General features: G+C 63.8%; 18 protein-coding genes and 3 pseudogenes. 19 read left to right on the top strand and 2 right to left on the bottom strand.

Going from position 1 to position 23,143, the window contains the following annotated elements; translation table 11 throughout:
* Positions 1–36: 36 nt before the first annotated feature.
* The 5 genes from OMK73_RS25550 (at position 37) to OMK73_RS25530 (ending at position 4,128) form a co-directional block, all read left to right on the top strand.
* Complete coding sequence (locus OMK73_RS25550; protein WP_267606510.1) at positions 37–726, top strand: lytic transglycosylase domain-containing protein; 690 nt, start codon at positions 37–39, stop codon at positions 724–726.
* Positions 723–1,694, top strand: coding sequence for a 2OG-Fe(II) oxygenase (locus OMK73_RS25545; protein ID WP_267604495.1), 972 nt, complete (start codon positions 723–725; stop codon positions 1,692–1,694). Before OMK73_RS25550 ends, OMK73_RS25545 begins: the two co-directional genes overlap by 4 nt.
* Positions 1,694–2,563 carry a helix-turn-helix domain-containing protein gene (locus tag OMK73_RS25540; RefSeq protein ID WP_267604494.1) on the top strand — a complete coding sequence of 290 codons (870 nt, stop codon included), beginning with the start codon at positions 1,694–1,696 and terminating at the stop codon, positions 2,561–2,563. The genes OMK73_RS25545 and OMK73_RS25540 overlap by 1 nt, the downstream gene beginning before the upstream one ends.
* A 100-nt stretch (positions 2,564–2,663) precedes the next feature.
* Positions 2,664–3,392 (top strand): LysE family translocator, encoded by a 729-nt coding sequence (locus OMK73_RS25535; protein WP_267604493.1) that lies wholly within the window; start codon positions 2,664–2,666, stop codon positions 3,390–3,392.
* A gap of 115 nt (positions 3,393–3,507) precedes the next feature.
* On the top strand, positions 3,508–4,128 hold the full coding sequence (locus OMK73_RS25530) for a LysE family translocator (RefSeq protein WP_267604492.1): 621 nt from the start codon (positions 3,508–3,510) through the stop codon (positions 4,126–4,128).
* A gap of 35 nt (positions 4,129–4,163) precedes the next feature.
* Here OMK73_RS25530 and OMK73_RS25525 read toward each other — a convergent pair whose 3' ends face one another.
* Together OMK73_RS25525 and ffh are read right to left on the bottom strand one after the other, a co-directional pair.
* The gene (locus OMK73_RS25525; protein ID WP_267604491.1) at positions 4,164–4,706 is read right to left on the bottom strand and encodes a hypoxanthine-guanine phosphoribosyltransferase; all 543 of its coding nucleotides are present in this window, start codon (positions 4,704–4,706) and stop codon (positions 4,164–4,166) included.
* A gap of 77 nt (positions 4,707–4,783) precedes the next feature.
* Entirely contained in the window at positions 4,784–6,178 is a 1,395-nt protein-coding gene (gene ffh, locus OMK73_RS25520; RefSeq protein ID WP_267604490.1) for a signal recognition particle protein, read from the bottom strand.
* 103 nt (positions 6,179–6,281) lie between these two features.
* Between ffh and OMK73_RS25515 the strand changes: the two are divergent.
* The 14 genes and pseudogenes from OMK73_RS25515 to OMK73_RS25445 all read left to right on the top strand — a co-directional run bounded on the left by OMK73_RS25515 (position 6,282) and on the right by OMK73_RS25445 (position 22,481).
* Positions 6,282–7,213 (top strand): annotated as a pseudogene (locus OMK73_RS25515) (cytochrome C assembly family protein).
* 7 nt (positions 7,214–7,220) lie between these two features.
* Positions 7,221–7,502 carry a PP0621 family protein gene (locus tag OMK73_RS25510; protein ID WP_267604489.1) on the top strand — a complete coding sequence of 94 codons (282 nt, stop codon included), beginning with the start codon at positions 7,221–7,223 and terminating at the stop codon, positions 7,500–7,502.
* Positions 7,499–9,565 (top strand): sensor histidine kinase, encoded by a 2,067-nt coding sequence (locus OMK73_RS25505; protein ID WP_267604488.1) that lies wholly within the window; start codon positions 7,499–7,501, stop codon positions 9,563–9,565. The genes OMK73_RS25510 and OMK73_RS25505 overlap by 4 nt, the downstream gene beginning before the upstream one ends.
* 84 nt (positions 9,566–9,649) lie before the next feature.
* Positions 9,650–11,330 (top strand): annotated as a pseudogene (locus OMK73_RS25500) (sigma-54-dependent transcriptional regulator).
* Positions 11,323–11,951: pseudogene (gene ampD, locus OMK73_RS25490) on the top strand (1,6-anhydro-N-acetylmuramyl-L-alanine amidase AmpD). Before OMK73_RS25500 ends, ampD begins: the two co-directional pseudogenes overlap by 8 nt.
* 500 nt (positions 11,952–12,451) lie before the next feature.
* Positions 12,452–15,394: a ribonucleoside-diphosphate reductase subunit alpha gene (locus tag OMK73_RS25485; protein WP_267604487.1), complete on the top strand. Its 2,943-nt coding sequence runs from the start codon at positions 12,452–12,454 to the stop codon at positions 15,392–15,394.
* Positions 15,395–15,493: 99 nt separating this feature from the next.
* Complete coding sequence (locus tag OMK73_RS25480) at positions 15,494–16,696, top strand: ribonucleotide-diphosphate reductase subunit beta (protein ID WP_150986839.1); 1,203 nt, start codon at positions 15,494–15,496, stop codon at positions 16,694–16,696.
* 467 nt (positions 16,697–17,163) lie between these two features.
* Complete coding sequence (locus OMK73_RS25475) at positions 17,164–17,352, top strand: DUF6471 domain-containing protein (protein WP_267604486.1); 189 nt, start codon at positions 17,164–17,166, stop codon at positions 17,350–17,352.
* Positions 17,349–17,675, top strand: coding sequence for a DUF6471 domain-containing protein (locus OMK73_RS25470; RefSeq protein ID WP_267604485.1), 327 nt, complete (start codon positions 17,349–17,351; stop codon positions 17,673–17,675). The genes OMK73_RS25475 and OMK73_RS25470 overlap by 4 nt, the downstream gene beginning before the upstream one ends.
* Before the next feature lie 117 nt (positions 17,676–17,792).
* Positions 17,793–18,413, top strand: coding sequence for a hypothetical protein (locus OMK73_RS25465; protein WP_267604484.1), 621 nt, complete (start codon positions 17,793–17,795; stop codon positions 18,411–18,413).
* 2 nt (positions 18,414–18,415) lie between these two features.
* Entirely contained in the window at positions 18,416–19,552 is a 1,137-nt protein-coding gene (locus OMK73_RS25460) for a hypothetical protein (RefSeq protein ID WP_267604483.1), read from the top strand.
* Positions 19,553–19,554: 2 nt separating this feature from the next.
* Positions 19,555–20,397, top strand: a complete 843-nt coding sequence (locus tag OMK73_RS25455) for a S1 family peptidase (RefSeq protein ID WP_267604482.1) — start codon at positions 19,555–19,557, stop codon at positions 20,395–20,397.
* A 246-nt stretch (positions 20,398–20,643) separates the two neighbouring features.
* Complete coding sequence (locus OMK73_RS25450) at positions 20,644–22,263, top strand: patatin-like phospholipase family protein (protein WP_267604481.1); 1,620 nt, start codon at positions 20,644–20,646, stop codon at positions 22,261–22,263.
* Complete coding sequence (locus OMK73_RS25445; RefSeq protein WP_267604480.1) at positions 22,257–22,481, top strand: hypothetical protein; 225 nt, start codon at positions 22,257–22,259, stop codon at positions 22,479–22,481. Before OMK73_RS25450 ends, OMK73_RS25445 begins: the two co-directional genes overlap by 7 nt.
* Positions 22,482–23,143: the final 662 nt, after the last annotated feature.

Genomic DNA, 23,143 nt, shown 5'->3' with positions numbered 1-23,143 from the left:
CTGAGCCGCCTGCGCGTGGCGCGTGCCAGTGCCGGCATGCTGCTGGTGCTGAGCGCTGCCGCCCACGCCGGGGCCCAGAAGGAAGAGGACCTGGCCGACTCGGTGCGCGGCGCGCTGGCCGCGGCGATTGCCGACAGCCGCCCGCTGCGCCCCGCTTTCGCCACCGGCGGCGAGCAACTGGCCTATCTCAAGTGGCTCGAAGAAATGTCGCACCGGCTCGCGGGGCGCATCCCTGAGCCGCAGGTGCGCATCGAGCTGATCGAGACCGCCTACTATGAAGCCAAGCGCGCCGGGCTGGAACCCGCGCTGGTGCTAGGCCTGGTGCAGGTCGAGAGCAATTTCCGCAAGTACGCGATCAGCTCGGCCGGCGCCCGCGGGTTGATGCAAGTGATGCCGTTCTGGGTGCGCAGCATCGGCGACAGCGACAGCCGCAAGCTGTTCCACCTGCAGAGCAACCTGCGCTACGGCTGCACCATCCTGCGCTACTACCTGGACCGCGAGCAGGGCGACCTGTTCCTGGCGCTGGGCCGGTATAACGGCAGCCGCGGCCGTCCCGAGTATCCCAATGCGGTGCTGGCAGCCTGGAAGCGCTGGCAGTATTCCGAAGCCACGGTCACCGTCGCCGGCGACCCCGAAACCGGCACGGCCACCCGCAGCCGCGTGATGCCGCCCGAAGCGCCGGCGCGCAACCCGTTCTCGCCGCAGCGGCTGGCCAATCCCTCATGAGCAACACCCGCGGCACCAGCGCCACTGGCGACACCGCCGGCAAGGCGGGCTACACCAGTTCCTCGGCGGACCTGGAGCGCTGGCTGCGGCGCCATATCGGGCAGGGCTTTGGCGCCGAGGCACTGGTGCAGTCGATGTGCCAGTCCGGCTACGAGCAGGCCTTCGCGCAAGCCACGGTGGCCGCGGCGTTGTCCGCCGCGGCACGGGCAGAGGTGCGGGGGACGCCGCCGGACAACGCCGCGGAGATGGCCGCGGAGCTGGGCATCGGCAAGCCGGCCGAGCGCGCAGCGGATCACGCCGGTGGCCGTGACCATCGCGGCGTGCAAGGCGAGCGCAACGCGGCGCATTTCGCCGGCCGCGAGATTCCCATCCTGTTCACGCTCGCGGCGCCGCGCGTGACCCTGTTCCAGCAACTGCTGACGGATGCCGAGTGCGACGCCTTGGTGGAGCTGGCGCGCGGCCGCCTGGCGCGCTCACCCGTGATCAACCCCGACACCGGCGACGAGAACCTGATCGAGGCGCGCACCAGCCTGGGCGCGATGTTCCAGGTCGGCGAGCATGCGCTGATCGAGCGCATCGAGGACTGCATCGCCGCGGTGACCGGGATTGCCGCGGACCGCGGCGAAGGCTTGCAGATCCTCAACTACAAGCCCGGCGGCGAGTACCAGCCGCACTACGATTTCTTTAACCCGCAGCGCCCCGGCGAGGCGCGCCAGCTCAAGGTCGGCGGGCAACGCGTCGCTACCCTGGTGATCTACCTGAACAGCCCGCCGGCGGGCGGCGCTACCGCCTTTCCCAAGCTTGGCCTGGAGGTGGCGCCAGTCAAGGGCAACGCGGTCTATTTCAGCTATCGCAAGTCCGACGGCGCGCTGGACGAGCGCACCCTGCATGCCGGCCTGCCCGTTGAAGCCGGCGAGAAATGGATCGCCACCAAATGGCTGCGCGAGCGTCCATACCGGACCGACTGATGCGCCCGCGCAGCACCGGAGCCACCGAATCCAGCAAAGTCACCGGCACGCGGCAGGCCCGCTATTGGTTCGATCCCGCCATGCCGCATGTCGAGAGCCGCTGCGCCAGCGACAGCGGCGCCGCCTACCTGCCGCATACCCATCCCACGTTATCGATCGGCGCCGTCGACGGCGGCCACAGCCTGTTCAGCACCGGGACCGAGTCGGTAAGGCTGGCGCCCGGCGATGTGGTCGTGATCCCGGCTGGCCAGGTGCACGCCTGCAATCCGGAGCCGGACGCGCGCTGGAGCTACCAGATGCTGCATCTGGACCCGGCATGGACGGCAGCGGTGCTGGAGGCGCGTGGCGTGGCGATGTTGCCCGCGGCGCTGGCGCGGGTGCGGGTCACCAGCGCGGCGGACACCTATGCCAGCCTGTGCCGGCTTAACGAAGTGCTGTTCTCCGCGGCCACGCTGGCTGCCAAGGAAGCGGCGCTGGGCGGCTTCGTGGCTGCGCTGTTCGGCGCTGCCGATCGGCGCCAGGCGGTGCGCGCGCCGCGCCAGCCGCTCACGCCCGAGGCCCGGCTGGCCCGCCTCGTCGCGCTGCTGCATGCGCACCATGCCGAGCCGCTGCCGCTGGCGGAGCTGGCGCGCGGCGCCGGCATGAGCCGCTACCAGCTGATCCGCGCCTTCCGGGCTGACGTCGGCATGACCCCGCATGCCTATCAGCTGGATCTGCGCATCAACCACGCGCGCCAGCTGCTGCGCGCGGGCGGGGCGCCGGCGGAGATCGCCCAGGTGCTGGGCTTCTCTGACCAGAGCCACTTCCAGCGCGCTTTCAAGCAGCGCGTGGCGCTGACGCCGCGCAGCTACCAGCGCCGAAGCGGCTGAGCGGCTGAGCGGCTGAGCGGCCGCGCGCAATTTTCTCCAATACTTGCCGCCCCCTCGCGGCCCAGACTTCGTGCTCATCCGAAGACACGAAAGGACTGGCGTGGATTTCCCTGTTGATTCCGGCCTCGGCCAATTTGCCATGGTGGCGGGCGCGCATTTTCTCGCGCTGCTCAGCCCCGGGCCCGACTTTTTCCTGGTAGTGCGCAGCGCGCTGGTGCATGGCGTGGGCCGCGCCAGCGCCGTCTGCCTGGGCATTGCACTGGGCAACGGCGTGTTTATCGGGCTGGCCATCGCCGGGCTGGCGGCTACCCGCGCCAGCCAGGGCGTGTTCATGCTGCTGCAGTGGGCGGGTTGCCTGTACTTGGCCTGGCTGGGCTGGCGGCTGCTGCGCGCCAGCGGCGAGACGACGCTGCCCGGCGCAAATGGCGCAAATGGTGCAAATGGCACAGATAGCCAGCAGGGGCAGGGCGCCGGCCGCGCCGCGTATGCGGCGCAACTCGTGACGGGCTTCCTGTCCGCCGTGCTCAACCCCAAGAATGCGTTGTTCTACGCCAGCCTGTTCTCGGTACTGGCCGGCACCCGCACGCCGCTGGCGGTCCAGCTGGGCTATGGCGGCTGGATGTTCGCCATGGTCTTCGGCTGGGACATGCTGGTGGCCTGGGGCGTGCGCCATCCGCTGGTGCGCGCGCGCTTTGCCCGCTCGGTACGCGGCGTGGAGCGGGCGACCGGCGTGGTGCTGTGGGGTATCGCGCTGATCGTGGCGGTGAATGCACTTGATGCGCTCAACGCGCTCGATGTCGTCAACGCGGCGAAGCCGTGGTTGCCATGATGCGGGCGCCACCCAGCAAGCCGTATCGCCAGTTTTATGGCTAACTGTACCGGTACTGTACAGTTACGCGTGGCTAGACTAGCTCCATTCCTCTTTGCATGTGATGGAGCCTGTCATGGCAGTTCCCCAGCTTGTTGCCGGATCCGGCGTGTTTGCCGCGTTCTGCGCGTTTGCCCTTGTGTCGTCGATCACCCCGGGGCCCAACAACACCATGGTGCTGGCTTCGGGCGTGAATTTCGGCTTTGCCCGCACGGTGCCCCATGTACTGGGCATCAGCATCGGCTTCGGCCTGATGGTGGCGGTGGTCGGCCTCGGCCTGGGATCGCTGTTCGCCGCGTTGCCGTGGACCTGGCAGGTGCTGCGCGTGGTGGCGGTGATCTATCTCACCTGGCTGGCGTGGAAGCTGGCGACCGCGGGCGGCATCCAGGACCAGGAGGTGGGCAAGCCCATGGGCTTCCTGGCGGCGGCCGCGTTCCAGTGGGTCAATCCCAAGGCCTGGGTGATGGCGGTGGGCGCGTGCAGCACCTACGTGCTGCACGGCAATGTCTGGCTCAATGTGTTGCTGCTGTCCGGCCTGTTCGCCGTGATCAACCTGCCCAGCGTGGCGATGTGGGCAGTGTTCGGCTCGGCCATGCGGCGCTGGCTGGCGCAGCCGCGGGTGCTGCGCCTGTTCAACGTGGCGATGGCGCTGATGCTGCTGGCCTCGCTGTGGCCTATTGTCAGCGCCAGGCCGTAACGCGAGGCCTGAGCGCGAGGGCTTAGCGCGAGGGCTTAGCGCAAGGCCCGGATGGCGGGCAGGTTGCGCCAGTAGCCGTGGGCGTCCATGCCGCAGCCGAAGACATAGCGCTCGGGCACGGTGAAGCCGCAGAAGTCCGGGTGCATCGGCTTGGCCTTCTGCAGCACTTTTTCGCACAGGACGGCCGCGTAGACATTGGTCGCGCCCATGTCCATGATGCGCTGGCGGATGGCCGCCATGGTTTCGCCTTCGTCCAGGATGTCGTCCAGCACCAGCACCGTGCGGCCCTTGACCGACTCGCGCGGCGCCACGCGCCACTGCATCTCGCCGCCGACCGTCTTGTTGTTGTAGCGCGAGAGGTGGATGTAGTCGAACTCCAGCGGGAACGCCAGCTTGGGCAGCAGCATGCCGGTGAAGACGACCGCGCCGCCCATCACCGAGAGCACCAGCGGGAAGATATCGCCCATCTTTTCCGTGATCTCGCCCGCCATGCGGTCCAGCGATGCCTGGACGGCCTCGGCGCTGACGATTTCCTCGGAGTTGGCCCACAGTTCGCGGGCCTGTTCGGCGGTCATCATGATGTGGATCCTGTCTCAGTCTCTGTCTTTTGCGGGTGGCGCGGCGCCCGGGAGCGGGCGCCGCCGTGCCGGATGGCTTAGCGGTTGAAGAGTCCCTTCATGCCGCCCTTCATCGCGCCCATCTGGCGCATCATCTTCATCATGCCGCCGCCCTTGAGCTTCTTCATCATGCTCTGCATCTGGTCGAACTGGTTGAGCAGGCGGTTGACTTCCTGCACCGGCACGCCGGCGCCGGTGGCGATGCGGCGCTTGCGGCTGGCCTTGATCAGGTCGGGCTTGGCGCGCTCGGCGGCCGTCATGCTGTTGATGATGCCTTCCATGCGGCGCACCTGCTTCTCGGCCACGTCCATATTGGCGCCCTGCGCCTGCTGGGCGAACTGCGCCGGCAGCTTGTCGACCAGGCTGCCCAGGCCGCCCATCTTCTTCATCTGGCCAATCTGTGCCTTGAAGTCTTCCAGGTCGAAGTCGCCGGTCTTCTTGATTTTCTTGGCCAGCTTCTCGGCCGCTTCCATGTCCACGCCGCGCTGGGCTTCCTCGACCAGCGCGAGGATGTCGCCCATGCCGAGGATGCGCTGGGCCATGCGGTCCGGGTAGAAAGGCTCGAGGCCGTCCAGTTTCTCGCCAACGCCGACGAACTTGATCGGGCGTCCGGTGATGTGGCGCACCGACAGCGCGGCACCGCCGCGCGCATCGCCGTCCAGCTTGGTCAGCACCACGCCGGTCAGGGGCAGGGCGTCATTGAAGGCGCGCGCGGTGTTGACCGCGTCCTGGCCCAGCATGGCGTCGACCACGAACAGGGTTTCGACCGGCTTGATCTCGGCATGCAGCGCGGCGATTTCCTTCATCATCGCTTCGTCGATGCCCAGGCGGCCCGCGGTGTCGACGATCAGCACGTCGTGGTAGTGCTTGCGCGCCCAATCCACCGCGGCGCGCGCGATGTCCACCGGGTTCTGGTCGGGCTGGGACGGGAAGAAATCGGCGCCAACCTGCTCGGACACGGTCTTGAGCTGGGCGATAGCGGCGGGGCGGTAGACGTCGCACGATACCGTCAGCACCTTCTTCTTCTTGTTTTCCTTCAGCCACTTGGCCAGCTTGCCGACGGTGGTGGTCTTGCCGGCGCCTTGCAGGCCGGCCATCAGGATGATCGCGGGCGGCTGCACCGCCAGGTTCAGCTCGCCGCTCTTGTTGTCGGCGGACAGGCTTTCCTCGCCGCCGATGACGGCGGTCAGCTCGCGCTGCACCACGCCCACGAGCGCCTGGCCCGGCGTCAGGCTGGACACCACGTCCTCGCCCAGTGCCTTTTCCTTCACGCGGGCGATGAATTCCCGCACGACCGGCAAGGCGACGTCGGCCTCCAGCATGGCCAGGCGCACTTCGCGCAGCATTTCGGCGGTATTGGCTTCGGTCAGGCGAGCCTCGCCGCGCATGGTCTTGACGACCCGCGCCAGGCGTTGAGTGAGATTGTCCAGCATGGCAGAAGTCCGGGGGATAGAGCTTGATCGAGGCTTGAGGCTGGCTCTCGGCCCGGCTCAAGCGGGGCGCCACCGGGACGGGGCGCTAAGGTAAACTGTGCAAATGGCCATTGTACTGTATGCCTTGACGGCACTTCTCTATTGCGGCCTGGCCTATCACGGCTGGGCAACGCGCAACCCGCAGCTATCGGCTGCCGGCACCGGCGGTGCCATTGGGGGCGCGGCGACCACCGTGCTGCTGCACGGCGGCGGGGGACTGGCGGGCGCGGCGAGGGCCGCCCGGCCTGGTGGCACGCGCTGATGCTGGCCGCGGTGGCCAGCCACGGCCTGCTGCTGCACGAGACCATCTTCCCGGCCGACCGCATGGTGTTTGGCTTTGCCTTTGCGCTGTCGGCCATGCTGTGGCTGGGCGTGGGCATTTACTGGATCGAGAGCTTCTTCTTCTCGCTGGCCGGCCTCGGGCTGATCGTGGTCCCGGTGGCCATGCTCGCCAGCCTGATGCCGCTGGCGTTTCCCGGCGCGCAAATCCTGGGCTACGCGGCGCGGCCGCTGTTCAAGCTGCACTTCATCATTGCCAACGTGGCCTATGGCCTGTTCACGCTGGCCGCCTTCCATGCCTTCCTGATGTTGCTGGCGGAGCGCCGCCTGCATGGCTTCAACCGCTCGCCCCAGGCCGGCAGCGCCAGCGAGCCGGCCCAGTGGGTGGGTCGCTGGCTCGACCTGCTGCCGCCGCTGCTGACGCTGGAGAAGCTGCTTTTCCGCCTGATCGGCGCCGGCTTCGTGTTGCTGACGCTGACGATCCTGTCAGGCCTGCTGTTCTCCGAGCAACTGTTCGGCCGGGCCTTCCGGCTCGACCACAAGACGGTGTTCGCGCTGCTGTCGTGGGCGATGTTCGCGGGCATCCTGGCCGGGCGTACCTTCTACGGCTGGCGCGGGCGCACCGCGCTGCGCTGGGTGATTGCGTCCTTCGGCATCCTGCTGCTGGCTTATGTTGGCAGCCGCTTCGTCATCGAAGTCATACTGCACCGAATCTGAGGCCGGCATGGCACGCATCTTCCTTGTCCTGGCTGTCCTGCTGGGCTGTTTCTGGTGGATTCGCCAGCGCGCGCAAGCGCGCCTTCGGGAGGAGCGCGCCGCCCGGCACGGTCCCGCGCACGGCTCGCCGGCCCGCGACCAGCCTGCGCCCGCGCAGGAAGCCATGGTCCAATGCGCGCGCTGCGGCGTGCACCTGCCGCAGGGCGAAGCCATCGCCTACCGCGGCCTGCATTACTGCCGGCGCGCCCACCTGCCGGCCGATAGCGATCCGGACAGCCCTGCCGCATGAACGGGCCTGCCTCGTTCTGGTCCCGCCTGAATGCCTGGCGTGCCCTCGCTGCGATGTGGCGCCAGCCCGAGCCTCCTGAATTCCACTGGCGCCTGCTGCGCTATTTCTGCTGGACCCGGCTGGCGGTGGCCGCGCTGCTGCTGGGCTATGCCTGGCTGCCGGCGCAGCGCGCCGCGCAGACACTGAGTAGCGGGTTCGGCATCGGGCCGGGTGCGCTGCCGCTGGCCGTGCCCTATGCCGTGGTGGCGCTGGTCATGGTGGTCGCGACACTCTGGTGGCGGCGCGGCTTTCACCTGCGGGTGCGCTTCCAGGTGCTGGCGGATCTCGCCCTGCTGGGCCTGATCTTTCACGCGCAGGGCCAACGCGGCGAGGGGCTCGCCATGATCTTCCTGCTGCCCGCGCTGCAGGCCGGTGCGCTCACCAGCCTGCTGTTCGCGCTGTTCGCGGCGGCAGCTTCGGCGCTGGTGGTGATGAGCGCCCCCTTCGCGCAGACCTTGCTGTTGCGCCAGGCCGACGCGGGTTTGCTGGGCTCGGGGCTGTACGGGCTGGTCTTCATGATCGCGGCCTCGCTGATGTACCTGCTGGCCAACCGCCAGCTCGCGCAGGAGCGGCTGGCGCTGGCGCGCGAGCAGGAGCTGCGCCTGCAGCAGCTGGTCAACCGGCTGATGGTCAACGACATGCAGGACGGCGTGATGCTGCTGCGTGCCAACGGCGTGGTGGTGGCGGCCAACCCGGCCGCGGTGGTGCTGCTCGGCGTGCAGCCCGCCGAACAGGGCAAGCACACGGACGCCCCCGCCTTTGGGCGCGACGCGCTGTTCGACCTGCGCCAGATTCCCCGCCTGCAGCCGCTGATGGAAATGCTGCGCGACTGGGTGCGCAGCAAGGACGATGCGCCGCGCATCCTGCAATTGCTGCCGCTGCCGTCGCGGCCATCCTCGGGGCGCGGCCCCATCCTGCATACGCGGCTGCGGCTGCGCTTCCTGCTGCCCGGGCTGGCCAGCCTGCGATCCACTTTCGCATCCTCGATGTCGGTCTCGCTCAGTGCGCAGAACGCCATGAACACCGGCACCTGGAACGAGCTGTCGCCCGAGGCGGCGGCCCGGCTGCGCCTGGCCATCGCCCAGCGCGAGGCCATGGCCTGGCGCCCGGAGGACGAGGCCTTGCTGCGCAGCGAGATGCGCGACACGGTGCTGGTCCATATCGAAAGCTGGGAGCGCATCGCCGAGCAGGTGCAACAGGAAAAGCTGGCCGCCATGGGGCGCCTGGTGGCCAGCGTGGCGCACCAGATCCGCAATCCGCTGGCGGCCATCAGCCAGGCCAGCGAGCTGCTGGCCGAAACCAGCCGACGGGCCGCGCGCCCGGGCGAGGCGGGACGCGCGGAGGGCGACGTGGATGCGCGGCTGCTGCGCATCATCCACGACAATGTGCGCCGGCTCGACCAGGTGGTGTCGGACGTGCTGCAGATGTCGCGCCGCCCGCGCACCGAGCGCACCACGGTGGACCTGAACCAGGCGCTGCCGGATATCGTCGGCCGCTGGCGGCTGGAGATGCGCGCCCGCTCCGCGGACCACGACCCGGTTGGCGCGCGGCGCGTGCCGCGTCCGGCCGAGATCAACGCTAATGCCATCCGGCTCACGGTGGACGTGGCGCGCCCGGTCATCTTCGATGCCTCCCAGTTGCAGCAAGTGCTTGGCAACCTGCTCGACAACGCCTGGCGCTATTGCAGCCGCCTGCCCGGGGCGATCCGCCTGCTGGCTCATGCGCTGGACCAGCACCATGCCGAGCTGATCGTGTGGAACGATGGCGTCGAGGTCTCGCGCGAGCACCAGCGCACCTTGTTCGAGCCCTTCTTTACCAGCAACGCCCAGGGCACCGGCCTCGGGTTGTTCATGGCGCGCGAGCTATGCGGCGCCAACGACGCCCAGGTGCGCTACGGCACGATTTCGATCGACGCGCTGCTAGCGCAGACCGGCATGCTGGCACCCGCCGCACGCGATACACTGCCGGCCAAGGCTTTTGTCCTGACCATGCGCATCGAAGCGCCGGACAGCGCGGGTGGCTGAACCGCACCGGCATGTCCGGCCACCCGATCCGTCTCTCGTTGAGCCGCCCCGATTCCACTTCGCCAGATCGCCAGACGCAGACCCATGCCCCTCAAGACGCCAGGCCCCGACCCGATTCTCGTTATCGACGACGAGGCCGACCTGCGAGAACTGCTCGATATCTCGATCCGCCGCATGGGCCACGATGTGGTGCTGGCCGGCTCGCTGGCCGAGGCGCGCCAGCAGCTCGCCGCGCGCCGCTATAGCTTGGTGCTGACCGACATGCGGCTGGGCGACGGGCTTGGCATCGACATCGTGCGCCAGCTTTCGAGCGCGCCGGAGCGGGTGCCGGTGGCCGTGATCACCGCCTACGGCAGCGCCGACAACGCCGTGGAGGCGCTCAAGGCTGGCGCCTTCGACTACATCGCCAAGCCGGTCTCGCTGGACCAGCTGCGCAGCCTGATCCTGAATGCGCTGGGGCGCCAGCAGCGTGACGGCGCCGAGAGTGGAGAGGGCGGCGAGGGTGGCAGCGGGGCGCAGGAAACCGTGGACCGCGCCGTCAACCTGCTTCCCGGCCATTCGCCCGCCATGCACGAGGTGCGCCGCTCGCTCTCGCGGCTGGCGCGCAGCATGGCGCCGATCGTCATCAGCGGCGAGTCCGGCAGCGGCAAGGAGCGCGCGGCGCGTGCCATCCACGCGGTCAGCGCGCGCGCCGCGCATCCTTTTATCGCGGTCAATTGCGGCGCCATCCCCGAGACCCTGATGGAGTCGGAGTTCTTCGGCCATGTGAAGGGCGCCTTCACCGGGGCCGACGCCGAGCGCGGTGGCTTCTTCCTGGCAGCCAACGGCGGCACGCTGTTGCTCGACGAGGTGGCCGACCTGCCGCTAGCGATGCAGGTCAAGCTGCTGCGCGTGCTGCAGGAGCGGCGCGTGCGCAAGATCGGCGCGAGCCGCGAGGAGAGCGTGGACGTGCGGGTGCTGTGCGCCAGCCACAAGGATCTTGCCGCGATGGTCGCCTCCGGCCAGTTCCGCCAGGATCTGTTCTACCGCCTCAACGTGCTGGCGCTGCGCATGCCCACGCTGCGCGAGCGGCGCGAGGATATCCCGGTGCTGGCCAGCGCCATCCTGGAGCACCTGGCGGTGCGCTATGGCGATCCCCATCCCAAGCGGCTGGCGACGGCTGCGCTGCAGCGGCTGTCGGATTACCCGTTCCCGGGCAATGTGCGCGAGCTGGAAAACCTGCTCGAGCGCGCCTATGCCTTCGCGGAGGGCAATACCATCGAGGTGGGCGACCTGGGCCAGATGGACGCGGGCATGGGCCATTCGGCCATGCCACGCCCGCCCGCGCCGCACGCCTACCTGGCTTCGACGGCCGTGGCCGCCGCGCCGGCGTCGTCCGGCTTGCGGCCCGATTCCATGCAGGCGCTTGCATACGATGCGCGGGCCGAATCCCGGGGCGGCGCGCAGCTCGATCCATTTGCGCAACCCACGGCGCTACGTGCCGCGGAGGTGGCCTGCAGACGCTTGCCGTGCCACCTTCCCGATCGACCTGCCCGGCCGGCTCGAAGCGCTCGAGCGCGACCTGATCTTGCAGGCCCTGCAGCAGACCGGCTTCAACCGTACCGCAGCCGCGCCGCTGCTGGGCCTGAGCTTTCGCCAGCTGCGCTACCGCATCCAGCAGCTTGGCATCCGCGAGGGCCGCGACGACCCGGCCGATGGCGCGGCCGAAACCAGCGAAGCGCTGCGCGACGGGCTGCTGGCGGCGGATGGAGAACGCGATGCCTGATCGCGACAACGGCAAGCTCGCGCCGGCACCCGTGCCCGGGCAAGGGTTGACTCCCGACGCGGCCGGCTGGGTGCCCGCGGCGCGCCAGGTGCCGTCGCCTAACTGCGACGCCCGGCCCGCGCACATGCCGGTGGACCTGGTGGTGATCCACAACATCAGCCTGCCGCCCGGGCAGTTTGGCAGCGGCGATATCGAAGCCTTCTTCCTGAATCGTCTCGACCCGTCCCGCCACCCTTTCTTCGCCACGATTTATCAGGTGCAGGTGTCGGCGCATTTCCTGGTGACGCGGGAGGGGAGCTGGTCCAGTTCGTGTCCTGCCTGGACCGGGCCTGGCACGCGGGCCAGTCCGAGTTCTTCGGCCGGCCTCGCTGCAACGACTTCTCCATCGGCATCGAGGTCGAAGGCAGCGACGACCAGCCGTTCACGTTGGCCCAGTACCACACCACCTCCGCGCTGGTGCGTGCCCTGCTCGGCACCTATCCGGTGCGGGCCGTGGCGGGGCACAGCGATATCGCGCCCGGGCGCAAGACCGATCCGGGGCCATATTTCGACTGGGCGGCCTTCGCCGCTGCCGCCGGCGTGGCTCCCGCGCAACTGCCTTACCGCAAAGACCAGCCCTGAGGCAAGGGCAACAAGCGGGGCCTAGGGGATAGCCGCGATTTGGGGAAAACCCTGATAAAGTCCGCGCCTATCGAACCAGGCAGGTCAATCAAAAAAATTTCGCGTCACGGTGCGGTAACGAACCGTCGGGCGGATTCCCTTGCGTCTCTTGGGCTGGCGGGTATGGCGCAGCGCCGCATGCCGCGCCGGCACTGGAATTCGCGCCAAAAAGCACTTGTCAAGACTGGTGAATCCGCCGGGTTTCACTATACTTAGTCCAGTTTTTCGCATCGACCACTAGATCTAGTGGTGCTTTCGGGAGCCGGCCTAGGTGTGCAGTTACCGCCGCAGCATTGGCTGCGGTCCGCCGAAGGGCCGGCGCATCACAAGAGTCCCAGCAGAATCCAGCAATAGCAGCGCGCCCTTCCGGGTAAGACCGGCCGGCGTGTCTGAGCCTTTTTGCGCATTTTGCCCGGGACTCTTTGTCACTCATAAAACACGGGTCAGAACAGGAGTTCCTCATGCAGACAGCCCAGAACGAACTTTCCACCGGCGCAACCGCCGCCGGTGCAGCAGCGAACGCGCAGTCGAACCCCGCTACTGCCGCCGCTGGCAGCTACCAGGACTACAAGATCATCCGCCGTAACGGCGCCGTCGTGGCGTTCGAGCCGAGCAAGATCTCGGTAGCGGTGACCAAGGCCTTCCTCGCCGTCAACGGCGGGCAGGGCGCCGCTTCGGCGCGTGTGCGCGAAGTGGTCGAGCAAGTGACCCAGAACGTGGTCCGCGCGCTGCTGCGCAGCCGCCCCAACGGCGGCACCTTCCATATCGAAGACGTGCAGGATCACGTCGAGCTGGCGCTGATGCGTTCGAGCGAGCATGAAGTGGCCCGCGCCTACGTGCTGTACCGCGAGAAGCGCACCCAGGAACGCGCCCAGGCCAACGCCCAGGCGGTGGCCCGCGTGCAGGAAGGCGGCGCCACGTTCAACGTGACGGACGCCGGCGTTGCCCGCGTGCTGGACCTGGGCGCGCTGCATGGCCTGATCGACAACGCCTGCTCGGGCCTGGGCGACGCCGTCAGCGCCGAGCCGATCCTCAAGGAAACGCTGAAGAACCTGTACGACGGCGTGCCGATGACCCAGGTCTACGACTCCGCCATCCTGGCCGCGCGTACCCTGATCGAGAAGGACCCGGCCTACAGCCAGGTCACCGCGCGTATCCTGCTGCACACCATCCGCAAGGAAATCCTGGGCGCCGAAGTGACCCAGACCCAGATGGTGTCGCGCTACGCCGACTACTTCCCCAAGTTCATCGCGCGCGGCATCGAAGCCGAGCTGCTGGACGAGAAGCTGGCCACCTATGATCTAGCCCGCCTGGGCGCGGCACTGGACGCCCAGCGCGACTTCCAGTTCAACTACCTGGGCCTGCAGACCCTGTACGATCGCTACTTCCTGCATATCGACGAAGTCCGCATCGAAATGCCGCAGGCCTTCTTCATGCGCGTGGCCATGGGCCTGGCGCTGGGCGAGAAGGACCGCGAAGCCCGTGCCATCGAGTTCTACCAGCTGCTGTCGTCGTTCGACTTCATGTCGTCCACGCCGACCCTGTTCAACTCGGGCACCCGCCGCTCGCAGCTGTCGTCGTGCTACCTGACCACCGTCTCGGACGACCTGGAAGGCATCTACGAAGCGCTCAAGGAAAACGCGCTGCTGTCGAAGTTCGCCGGCGGCCTGGGCAACGACTGGACCAACGTGCGCGCCCTCGGCTCGCACATCAAGGGCACCAATGGCAAGTCGCAAGGCGTGGTGCCGTTCCTGAAGGTGGTGAACGACACCGCCGTGGCGGTCAACCAGGGCGGCAAGCGCAAGGGCGCGGTCTGCGCCTACCTGGAAACCTGGCACCTGGACATCGAGGAATTCCTCGAGCTGCGCAAGAACACTGGCGACGACCGCCGCCGCACCCACGACATGAACACGGCGAACTGGATTCCCGACCTGTTCATGAAGCGCGTGATGGAAGCCGGCGAGTGGACCCTGTTCTCGCCCGCCACCTGCCCGGACCTGCACGACCTGGTCGGCAAGGCTTTCGAAGAGGCCTACCTGGGCTACGAAGCCAAGGCCGCCCGCGGCGAACTGAAGCTGTTCAAGAAGATCCCCGCCATGCAGCTGTGGCGCAAGATGCTGGGCATGCTGTTCGAGACCGGCCATCCCTGGATCACCTTCAAGGATCCGTGCAACATCCGCAGCCCGCAGCAGCACGTGGGCGTGGTGCACAGCTCCAACCTGTGCACGGAAATCACGCTCAACACCAACGAGAGCGAGATCGCCGTTTGCAACCTGGGTTCGGTGAACCTGGTGGCCCACCTGAAGCAACTGGCCGACGGCACCCAGGTGCTCGACCACGCCAAGCTCGAGAAGACCATCCGCACCGCGATGCGCATGCTCGACAACGTGATCGACATCAACTACTACGCGGTTGAGAAGGCACGCAACTCCAACCTGCGCCATCGTCCGGTCGGCATGGGCATCATGGGCTTCCAGGACTGCCTGCACATGCTGCGCCTGCCGTACGCCAGCGACGCCGCCGTGCAGTTCGCCGACACCTCGATGGAAGCGGTGTGCTACTACGCCTACCGCGCCTCCAGCGAGCTGGCGGAAGAACGCGGCCGCTACAGCACCTATGAAGGCTCACTGTGGGATCGTGGCATCCTGCCGCAGGACTCGCTCAAGCTGCTGGCCGAAGAACGCGGCGGCTACCTGGAAGTGGATCACTCCTCGACCATGGACTGGGACAGCCTGCGCGCGCGCATCAAGCAGCACGGCATGCGCAACTCGAACTGCATCGCGATCGCACCCACGGCAACGATCTCGAACATCATCGGCGTGTCGGCCTGCATCGAACCGACCTTCCAGAACCTGTACGTCAAGTCCAACCTGTCGGGCGAGTTCACGGTGGTCAACGACTACCTGGTGCGCGACCTGAAGGCACGCGGCCTGTGGGACGAAGTGATGGTCGCCGACCTGAAGTATTTCGACGGCAAGCTGGCCCGCATCGACCGCATCCCGCAAGACCTGCGCGACATCTACGCAACGGCCTTCGAAGTCGAGCCGAGCTGGCTGGTGGAAGCTGCCAGCCGCCGCCAGAAGTGGATCGACCAGGCTCAGTCGCTGAACATCTACATGGCCGGCGCCTCGGGCAAGAAGCTGGACGACACCTACAAGCTGGCCTGGCTGCGCGGCCTGAAGACCACGTACTACCTGCGCACGATGGCAGCCACCCACGTGGAGAAGTCCACCGTGTCGCGCGGCTCGCTCAACGCCGTGTCGTCGGGTAGCGACGGCGGCATCAGCGCCGCCGGCATCGACCAGGCCGCCGCCTCCGCACCGGCCATGCCGGAAGCCGAAGGCGCGGTCTGCACGATGCGCCCCGGCGACGCCGGTTTCGACGAGTGCGAAGCCTGCCAGTAACTCGCTGCCAGTAAGCCATTACCTGCCGCCATCCTCGCCGCGCCGCCTGCGCGCGGCGAGGACCGCGGCAAACCAAAGCATTCCACGGAGAACCACACCATGCTGAGCTGGGACGACGACGTTCAAGCCACCCCGCAGGCTGCCCCGCAGCCCGCGCCGAATCCCACCGCCACGCCTGCTGCCGCACGCTCTGTCGACCAGCACGGCGTGCTGCCGCCGGCCGCCACGCAACCGGCCGGCACGGGTATCCTCGGCAACCTGCCGGCGTCCGACGCGCCGACGGACCGCCGCGTGAACGCCGCCGACAAGCGCGTCATCAATGGCTCGACCGACGTCAACCAGCTGGTGCCGTTCAAGTACAAATGGGCCTGGGAAAAATACCTGGCCGGCTGCGCCAACCACTGGATGCCGCAGGAAATCAACATGTCGCGCGACATCGCGCTGTGGAAGGACCCGAACGGCCTGACCGAAGACGAGCGCCGCGTGATCAAGCGCAACCTCGGCTTCTTCGTCACCGCCGACTCGCTGGCCGCCAACAACATCGTGCTGGGCACCTACCGCCAGATCACCGCGCCGGAATGCCGCCAGTACCTGCTGCGCCAGGCCTTCGAAGAAGCGATCCACACGCACGCCTACCAGTACATCGTGGAGTCGCTCGGCCTCAATGAAGCCGAGATCTTCAACGCGTACCACGAAGTGCAGTCGATCCGTGACAAGGACGAGTTCCTGATCCCGTTCATCGACACGCTGACCGACCCGGCCTTCAAGACCGGCACGCCGGAGAATGACCAGAAGCTGCTCAAGTCGCTGATCGTGTTCGCCTGCATCATGGAAGGCCTGTTCTTCTACGTCGGCTTCACGCAGATCCTGGCCATGGGCCGCCAGAACAAGATGACCGGCGCCGCCGAGCAGTACCAGTACATCCTGCGCGACGAGTCCCTGCACTGCAATTTCGGCATCGACCTGATCAACCAGATCAAGCTCGAGAACCCGCACCTGTGGACCGCCGAGTTCAAGGAAGAGATCACGGCGCTGTTCAAGAAGGCCGTGGACCTCGAATACCGCTACGCCGAGGACACCATGCCGCGCGGCGTGCTGGGCCTGAACGCACCGATGTTCAAGGGCTACCTGCGCTTCATCTGCAACCGCCGCTGCCAGCAGATCGGCCTGGAGCAGTTGTTCCCGAACGAGGAAAACCCGTTCCCGTGGATGAGCGAGATGATCGACCTGAAGAAGGAACGTAACTTCTTCGAGACGCGTGTGATCGAGTACCAGACGGGTGGGGCGTTGTCCTGGGATTGAGTTTGTTTTGTCGCTCACGGACAGTTAAGTTGAGATTTCGGACACTTAAAGTGAGATTGACGGACACTTAGTGTGAGATTTCTAAGGGTTCTTGGGCGGTGCAATTTTGTAAGAGCCACAGAAGCATTTCTCGCACGTGGCGTTGCCGAACACAGCGCATGCTGTGGGGTTAAGAAGTGAACGGATAGTCTTAGTAGCATTTGGTATGCTTGAATGCTTCTCCGAATTGGGGGTGTTCGTTGAGGTGACCGAAGTCGCGAGATTTTTGTCACCTCAGCCTCTCTGACACGTTGCGTGAGATCGCTGTCACTATTGGTCGCGTGACAGTTAGACTGAGATTTGTGCTTGGGGGCGTGCATCATCAAGAGACATATGGCTGCCATGCCGAGAAGAATTGGCAGGCTCCCTCGCTAGCAGTCCATCTATGAGCATTTGCGCGACCTTTCGAACAACAGGGCCGGTCCGCTGTGAGCTACGTCGAAACACCTTGGACTCAACTTGCTGCGCGGACTGCGCGCGGATTGATGGCTCGGAAGGGAGCCAGCTACCAAGATTTGGCTAAGCTACTTGAGGCACAGGGTTTTGCTGAATCGGTGCGTGCTGTTGAGGGCAAGATCAATCGCGGAACATATAGGGCAAGTTTTTTCTTCGATTGATTTTAGCGCTTGGGGCTGAATATCCAGAGCAGTGGCGTCCCGTTCTAAGTGCCGGAATAGGCGATGAAGAAAGCGCTAGGTATATTCTTCTTCGTGAACTGACCGCGAGAGATTTGGATTCGGCTGCATTCGCCAGGAAGCTTGAATCAGTTGGTGTTTCGATAGCCAGTGGTGCACTCGACGAGCAAATCCGGGCGGGGAGCTTTCAATTTGTATTGATACTCCAATTAGCGGCCATTGATCACGTCGTTGGTCTGGAGCGCTTTGTTGATGATTCAGACGTATTCAATGCGCGTCTAAATGCGTTAGGCGCGTCAGGTTAAGCATAAGCGTATCCCCAAACGTATCAATCCATTTGTTGTGTGCAGCGCGACTGCGCGACGTGTGTCGATGCACGTCGCGACATGTTGACTTCCACGGTCTTACTGGCAGCGAGACTTATGATGGACCACGAATACGCAGTACTCGGCGGCCTTAATAGAGCAGCGATCGGTCGTTACTTAAGCATGGCCGCGTCCGCAATCGCGGCTGCACTGGCTGCGGGAATGACGTGGGCAATTGATTTTGCTCGAAGCTTGGGCATCGTTCAGAATATTCCAGTCCTTATACTGTGGCCTCTAACTGCTGGGGTTATTTACGCAGCGCTCTACTGGTTCTTCGAAACTCGTGGCTGGAAATGGGTTGCGCCGTTTCTCAAGGTACCAGACCTGACTGGAGACTGGACCTGTGTCGGTCGTTCAATGAAGGCCGATTGTCTCGAAGTCGAGTGGAATGGTGTAGTGACTATAGCGCAAAGCTGGGACAAGATCCGTGTAAGGCTCAAAACTACTCAGTCCAGCTCAAGCAGCATTGCTGCGTCGTTGATTTACGATTGCACAGAAGGATATCGGCTTCTATATAACTATCGAAATGACCCCAAGCTGGGCGAAAAGGAGTTGGTTTCCCATCGCGGGGCCGCTGAGCTGGCTTTCGCGAAGGACCTGCAATCGGCGGAGGGTGAGTACTTCAATGGTCACGGACGCTATACGTTCGGAAGAATGACGCTGACGCGAAGAGGATAGGAATGGCACGAGATATCAATCAACGCCTGAAATCACTCCAGGCGCGGCGACAAGGTACAGACAGGCTGGCGAAGTTGGGCCAAGACTCGGCCCTTGAGATACTTGCTAAGAGTTTCACGCCGGAGTCGTATGTAAAGCGTGCTCCTTCACAGAGCTTCACACGCTATGCTTTGGGGGCGATGCAAGCTGTCGATCCAGAGTACACCCGCATAAGTCTCGAGGAGGCCGAGCGGGTTGGGGGGCAGCTTGAGAGGAGGCTCTCCACATACAACATCTCTGTTGCATTGCGTCTTCAGGGATCGGTTCCCTGCAATATACATATCAGGGGCGTTAGCGATGTTGATCTGCTGGTCCTCGATGATCGCTTCTTCACCTATGATACGACGGGCCGTCTCGCCGGAGCCGGCTACTATCGGAATCCGGTCCCGTACACACCGTTAAGCGCGCTGGTTCAACTGAGGTCGGTTTCGGAGCGCATTCTGAGGGACGCCTATCCGGCAGCGGACGTTGACGCGAGAGGCTCCAAGGCGATCAACATCTCCGGTGGCTCCCTTCGTCGCCCTGTCGACGTTGTACCGTCCCATTGGTATAACACGCTTGACTATCAGGCGAGTCTGGACGAGACGGATCGTGGTGTGATGATCCTTGATAAGTCCGTCCCAACGTCGATCTTGAACATGCCGTTCCGGCATATTCAGAGGATTTCTCAACGTGACACAGAATGTTTCGAAGGGCTTAAGAAAGCGATCCGCCTTTGTAAGCACGTAAAAGCGGATGCCGTCGAAGAGGGGACCAATATATCGATTTCGAGCTTTGATATTGCATCCACCCTCTGGCACGCTGACCGCATGGGACTATGTGCTGGTGTGATCGACGAATTAAGCATTCTAGCGGAGACTACTCGTTTCTTGGACTATCTTGCCAGAAACCTCAGCGAGGCCCAGAAGCTTTGGGTGCCAGATGGGACACGAAAGATATTTGATAGCACGCAGAAGTTGAACGGGTTGATCCAGTTCTCGCTGGAACTGGATGACCTAGCGTTGCAGGTTGCTCGTGAACACAATCAGATGGTTGGCATTTTTGCACCCCAGAATGAGGATGTTCAGCGAACCCTCAAAGGAACACGGATTCCGCAGTAAGCATGACACTGAATGCGTCTATAACATATCGAATCGTGCGCTCGACCGTGCGGCTCATGGCGTGTGAGCGCGGCATTGAGTTCGCTACCGGAACTGGATTCTTCTATAAGGTGGAGCGTGCAGGACTAGTCAAAGTCTTGATCTTGACGAACAAGCATGTAGTGGAGGGTGCAGATACCATTCGCTTTGTCGCGTCTACCGCTCGGTCGATCGATGACCTTGATGAGGTACAACAACCGCGTGGTCGTCTCGATCAAACTTTTGAAGTACCCCTATCGGAAAATGTCCATCTGCACCCTGACTCGGACATCGACCTCTGCGGTATAGATGTCACCGTTCCGTTTGGAACGGTATTTTTGGCAGGGTTGAAGCACAGGAGCCTCCTTCTTGATTCAAGTTGGATCGCAAGTGGTCAGGATCACCTTGGTGACATAGAGCCTGTTGCTGTGATCGGCTATCCAAACGGTATATGGGATTCACACAACAACATGCCGGTCTCCAGAATGGGGACAACCGCCACTCATCCCCTGGCGTCATATCAGAATGGTCGGAACTTTCTTTTGGACGTGGCGATTTTTCATGGCTCAAGCGGCTCGCCGGTATTCCTTTATGAATCGCCTTTCTATGCATCCCCCGATGGAAGTCTGACGCCTGGAACGAGGGTACGGTTGCTTGGGGTGGTATGGGGGGCTCTTGAGCGTACCGACGAGGGGGAAGTTAAAGTCGAGGAGATTCCAACGTCTACTCGGCAGGTTGCCGAGTTCAAAACATCGCTGAACCTTGGAGTCGCGCTTCATGCGTCTGCGATCAAAGAGATCGATGCCCTCATTTTTCCGCCTGCGTAGGGGCGTTGTCCGTGCCCCTGTCGCGCCCTCCCTCCGATACGGGGGGCGACTTGCCGCCAGTTCTATATGACAATGCGGCGGTTGCGCTTTGTCCCATCGTGGCTCGTCGCTTACTTCCACGATTCGTAATCAAGGCCCGCCATTGCACAGCGGGCCTTTTTGCGCATTGGAATCTGGGCCGCCCATGAGCTGATGTGGAAGAGCACTCCCGTACGAAAACACAATTGATGTTCCTAGTGAGTGAGAATGAGCAATAAGAAGATGCCCGCCCTGCTTACGTTTCAGGGCGGAGGTGCAAAAGGGATTGTCCATGTCGGTGCTCTCGCAGCGGTCGACGAACTGGATCTCGAAATTTGCGGGGTGTCAGGGACATCCGCCGGAGCGATGGTTGCGGCGCTGGTTGCGGCCGGCTACAAGGCTAAAGAGCTACTGGACCCTGATACGGGCACTCATCTCCTGCAAAGCCTGGGTGCTGCTCACGGATTCATAAAGCCGACCGACTTCTTTCATCCACTAGGATGGACACTAATTCGTGGGCTTCGCTTCGTCGCTGGAAACGTTCGGTTTGTTCTTGGCACATGGCTTTTCTTCTTGGCAGGGCTTAGCTATCTGCACGTGTGGTACCCGATATCCGGACTAATTGGCATTGGCATGCTGTTGGTGATCGCGGTAGCCGTAGTTGCGCTGTTACTAGTAGGACTAACTGGCGTCGAAAGGGTCCGAGGCTTTATCGATGTTTGCTTGAGGACAAAAGTTCCGTCTGCCAATGGAGCAGTAACCTTCCGCGACCTGCAGGAAGCGGGATGCGCGCCTCTGAAGATTGTTGCGACCAATGTGTCGGACTCGTGTGCCGAAGTGTTTTCGTTTGAGCGCACACCAGATGTTGCAGTCGCAGACGCTGTGGCCGCATCGATTTGCTTGCCGATCGTATTTAGACCATGGGTCTTCGAGTGTCCCCGCTTTGACGGTGTTGACGTTGAGTCGGCAAAGCGTCGCTTCCTAGATGGAGGCATGATCTCGAACCTCCCGGCATGGACTTTGGATCGAGAGCGCGCCCGCCGGCCAGACTGCGTATCGATTGCCTTTTCGATTCTTCCGGAAAAGTTAGAGCAGAATAGATCCAAGCATTGGTTGCTCGCGGTTGCACCATCAATAATCTCCGGCGCATTGGAGCTTCATACTCGCGCAATCGACAGGATGGTCCATGTCCCCATCAAATGTAGTCTGGATTTGTTTGCCTTTGATGCGTCGGCTCCTACATTGCGCGAAGCGGTAGCCAAATCGCTGGCGGCGGTGCGCGTGCGGTTGCAGGAGCAGTTGTCCTCGGACTACCCGGACTTGTTGAAGGCGGCATGCATGCAGATTCAGAATGACATGCTGGCGTTTCTTGAACGCGGGGTGGGAATTTGGTATCCGGGAGAACAGAAGGCAGAGATCAAGACGGCTATCGTAGGCGTACCGCGGGGGCCAGCCGGCGAACTAAAGACGTTGTATTCGACTGGCTACTCCACCGAGGTGCCCACGTTTGACCCGGAAATCATGATGGAGTCATGGCGAGCAGGAGAGGCCGTAGCCCTCGAATGTGATCGACAAGAGGGTGGGGAGTGGCCGGACGAGTACTGGAGCTTTGTAATTCCGGTCAGCTTTCGCGAGGACGAGGCAAACCGAGAGGAACGACTAAACGGAAGGCGGGAAGCGCCAATGATCGTTATCATTGAGACGGATGCCCGATTCCTCTTTCGGTCCGAAAACGGCAAAAAAGAGAGCGAATACGTGATTGCTAGTATGAACGAGCTGGTGATAGGTTTCTGTGATGACTATCGTATCTATGATGCGCTTCAGGCAACGACGGGGAATGTATGGTGATCAAGAAAACTGTGATTCGAAAGGCACAAGTATCAACCGTGCGCACGACCAGCGTCAAGGGGCTGCCGGCAACGTTGGATCGTGATTTCCGGAAGTCGCTGGATCGCGACGGCAGCGGTCAACGGCTGAAAGAGAGTATTGAAAGGACTCTCAAAGAGTCGGAGAAATCTAAGGCGATCGTTCGCAAACCTGGCAAGGTTACGGTGACAGTGGGCTAATCCACGATGTTGCGGTACACCCAACTATTGGAAAAGCGAGCTTAGGCTCGCTTTTTTTGATGCGTCCCTCGTCACGACTCGACTCTGTTCCTTGCAGGTAGCGCAGGTCCAGCCGATGCATGAGTGGGGTGACCCGAAGGACAAGAAGGCAGCCAGTGGGCGGCGACAATCATTTTGTCCGGTCGTGTTTGTCGGTAAACCGACCGGACATCCTGCTTGACGCTATCCAAGCCAGCCAAGCGCAGCATCGCGAGAGCCTTGCGGCAGCAATTCAAGCCGAGGTAACTTGGCTGAACGGCGCCGCCCAGCAGCTCGCGTGGTCTACATTCCCTGCGCGGGTGATCTTGGTCCGACACCATCTGAGGATTGGCGGAGAGGCAGATACTGCACAACCGGCTCAAGACCCTCGACCGCACGAACAGATCCGTTCGCCGGGCGCCGCATTGTGGTTTCGGCAGCTAACGCTCGACCACAGTTGCTGACCTGCTACCTGCACGGCCGTAAGCCTCGGCACCAAGGTCAAGGCGGTGCTGGCGCACCGCTCACCTGTCGGCTGCAAAAATCCAGCCAAACTTGGCGTGCCTCAAGTCGCAACTCGTCCCCTGGGAGTCACTGCGTGCCTATATCAAGGGAGACTAGTGTCTGATCACTCACATTGAGAT

It is taken from the genome of Cupriavidus sp. D39 (assembly GCF_026627925.1).
GTDB classification, from domain to species: Bacteria; Pseudomonadota; Gammaproteobacteria; order Burkholderiales; family Burkholderiaceae; genus Cupriavidus; species Cupriavidus ulmosensis.
Note: the sequence above shows the minus strand (reverse complement) of the source record. Positions and strands in the feature narration are given on the sequence as shown.

Coding starts and splice junctions, on each gene's coding strand:
- OMK73_RS25525 (WP_267604491.1), bottom strand. CDS start 4,706: ATGATGACCGCCGAACAGGCCCGCGAACTGTGGGCCAACTCCGAGGAA.
- OMK73_RS25450 (WP_267604481.1), top strand. CDS start 20,644: ATGAGCAATAAGAAGATGCCCGCCCTGCTTACGTTTCAGGGCGGAGGT.
- OMK73_RS25445 (WP_267604480.1), top strand. CDS start 22,257: ATGGTGATCAAGAAAACTGTGATTCGAAAGGCACAAGTATCAACCGTG.
- OMK73_RS25455 (WP_267604482.1), top strand. CDS start 19,555: ATGACACTGAATGCGTCTATAACATATCGAATCGTGCGCTCGACCGTG.
- OMK73_RS25540 (WP_267604494.1), top strand. CDS start 1,694: ATGCGCCCGCGCAGCACCGGAGCCACCGAATCCAGCAAAGTCACCGGC.
- OMK73_RS25545 (WP_267604495.1), top strand. CDS start 723: ATGAGCAACACCCGCGGCACCAGCGCCACTGGCGACACCGCCGGCAAG.
- ffh (WP_267604490.1), bottom strand. CDS start 6,178: ATGCTGGACAATCTCACTCAACGCCTGGCGCGGGTCGTCAAGACCATG.
- OMK73_RS25510 (WP_267604489.1), top strand. CDS start 7,221: ATGGCACGCATCTTCCTTGTCCTGGCTGTCCTGCTGGGCTGTTTCTGG.
- OMK73_RS25465 (WP_267604484.1), top strand. CDS start 17,793: ATGATGGACCACGAATACGCAGTACTCGGCGGCCTTAATAGAGCAGCG.
- OMK73_RS25480 (WP_150986839.1), top strand. CDS start 15,494: ATGCTGAGCTGGGACGACGACGTTCAAGCCACCCCGCAGGCTGCCCCG.
- OMK73_RS25530 (WP_267604492.1), top strand. CDS start 3,508: ATGGCAGTTCCCCAGCTTGTTGCCGGATCCGGCGTGTTTGCCGCGTTC.
- OMK73_RS25460 (WP_267604483.1), top strand. CDS start 18,416: ATGGCACGAGATATCAATCAACGCCTGAAATCACTCCAGGCGCGGCGA.
- OMK73_RS25550 (WP_267606510.1), top strand. CDS start 37: ATGCTGCTGGTGCTGAGCGCTGCCGCCCACGCCGGGGCCCAGAAGGAA.
- OMK73_RS25485 (WP_267604487.1), top strand. CDS start 12,452: ATGCAGACAGCCCAGAACGAACTTTCCACCGGCGCAACCGCCGCCGGT.
- OMK73_RS25505 (WP_267604488.1), top strand. CDS start 7,499: ATGAACGGGCCTGCCTCGTTCTGGTCCCGCCTGAATGCCTGGCGTGCC.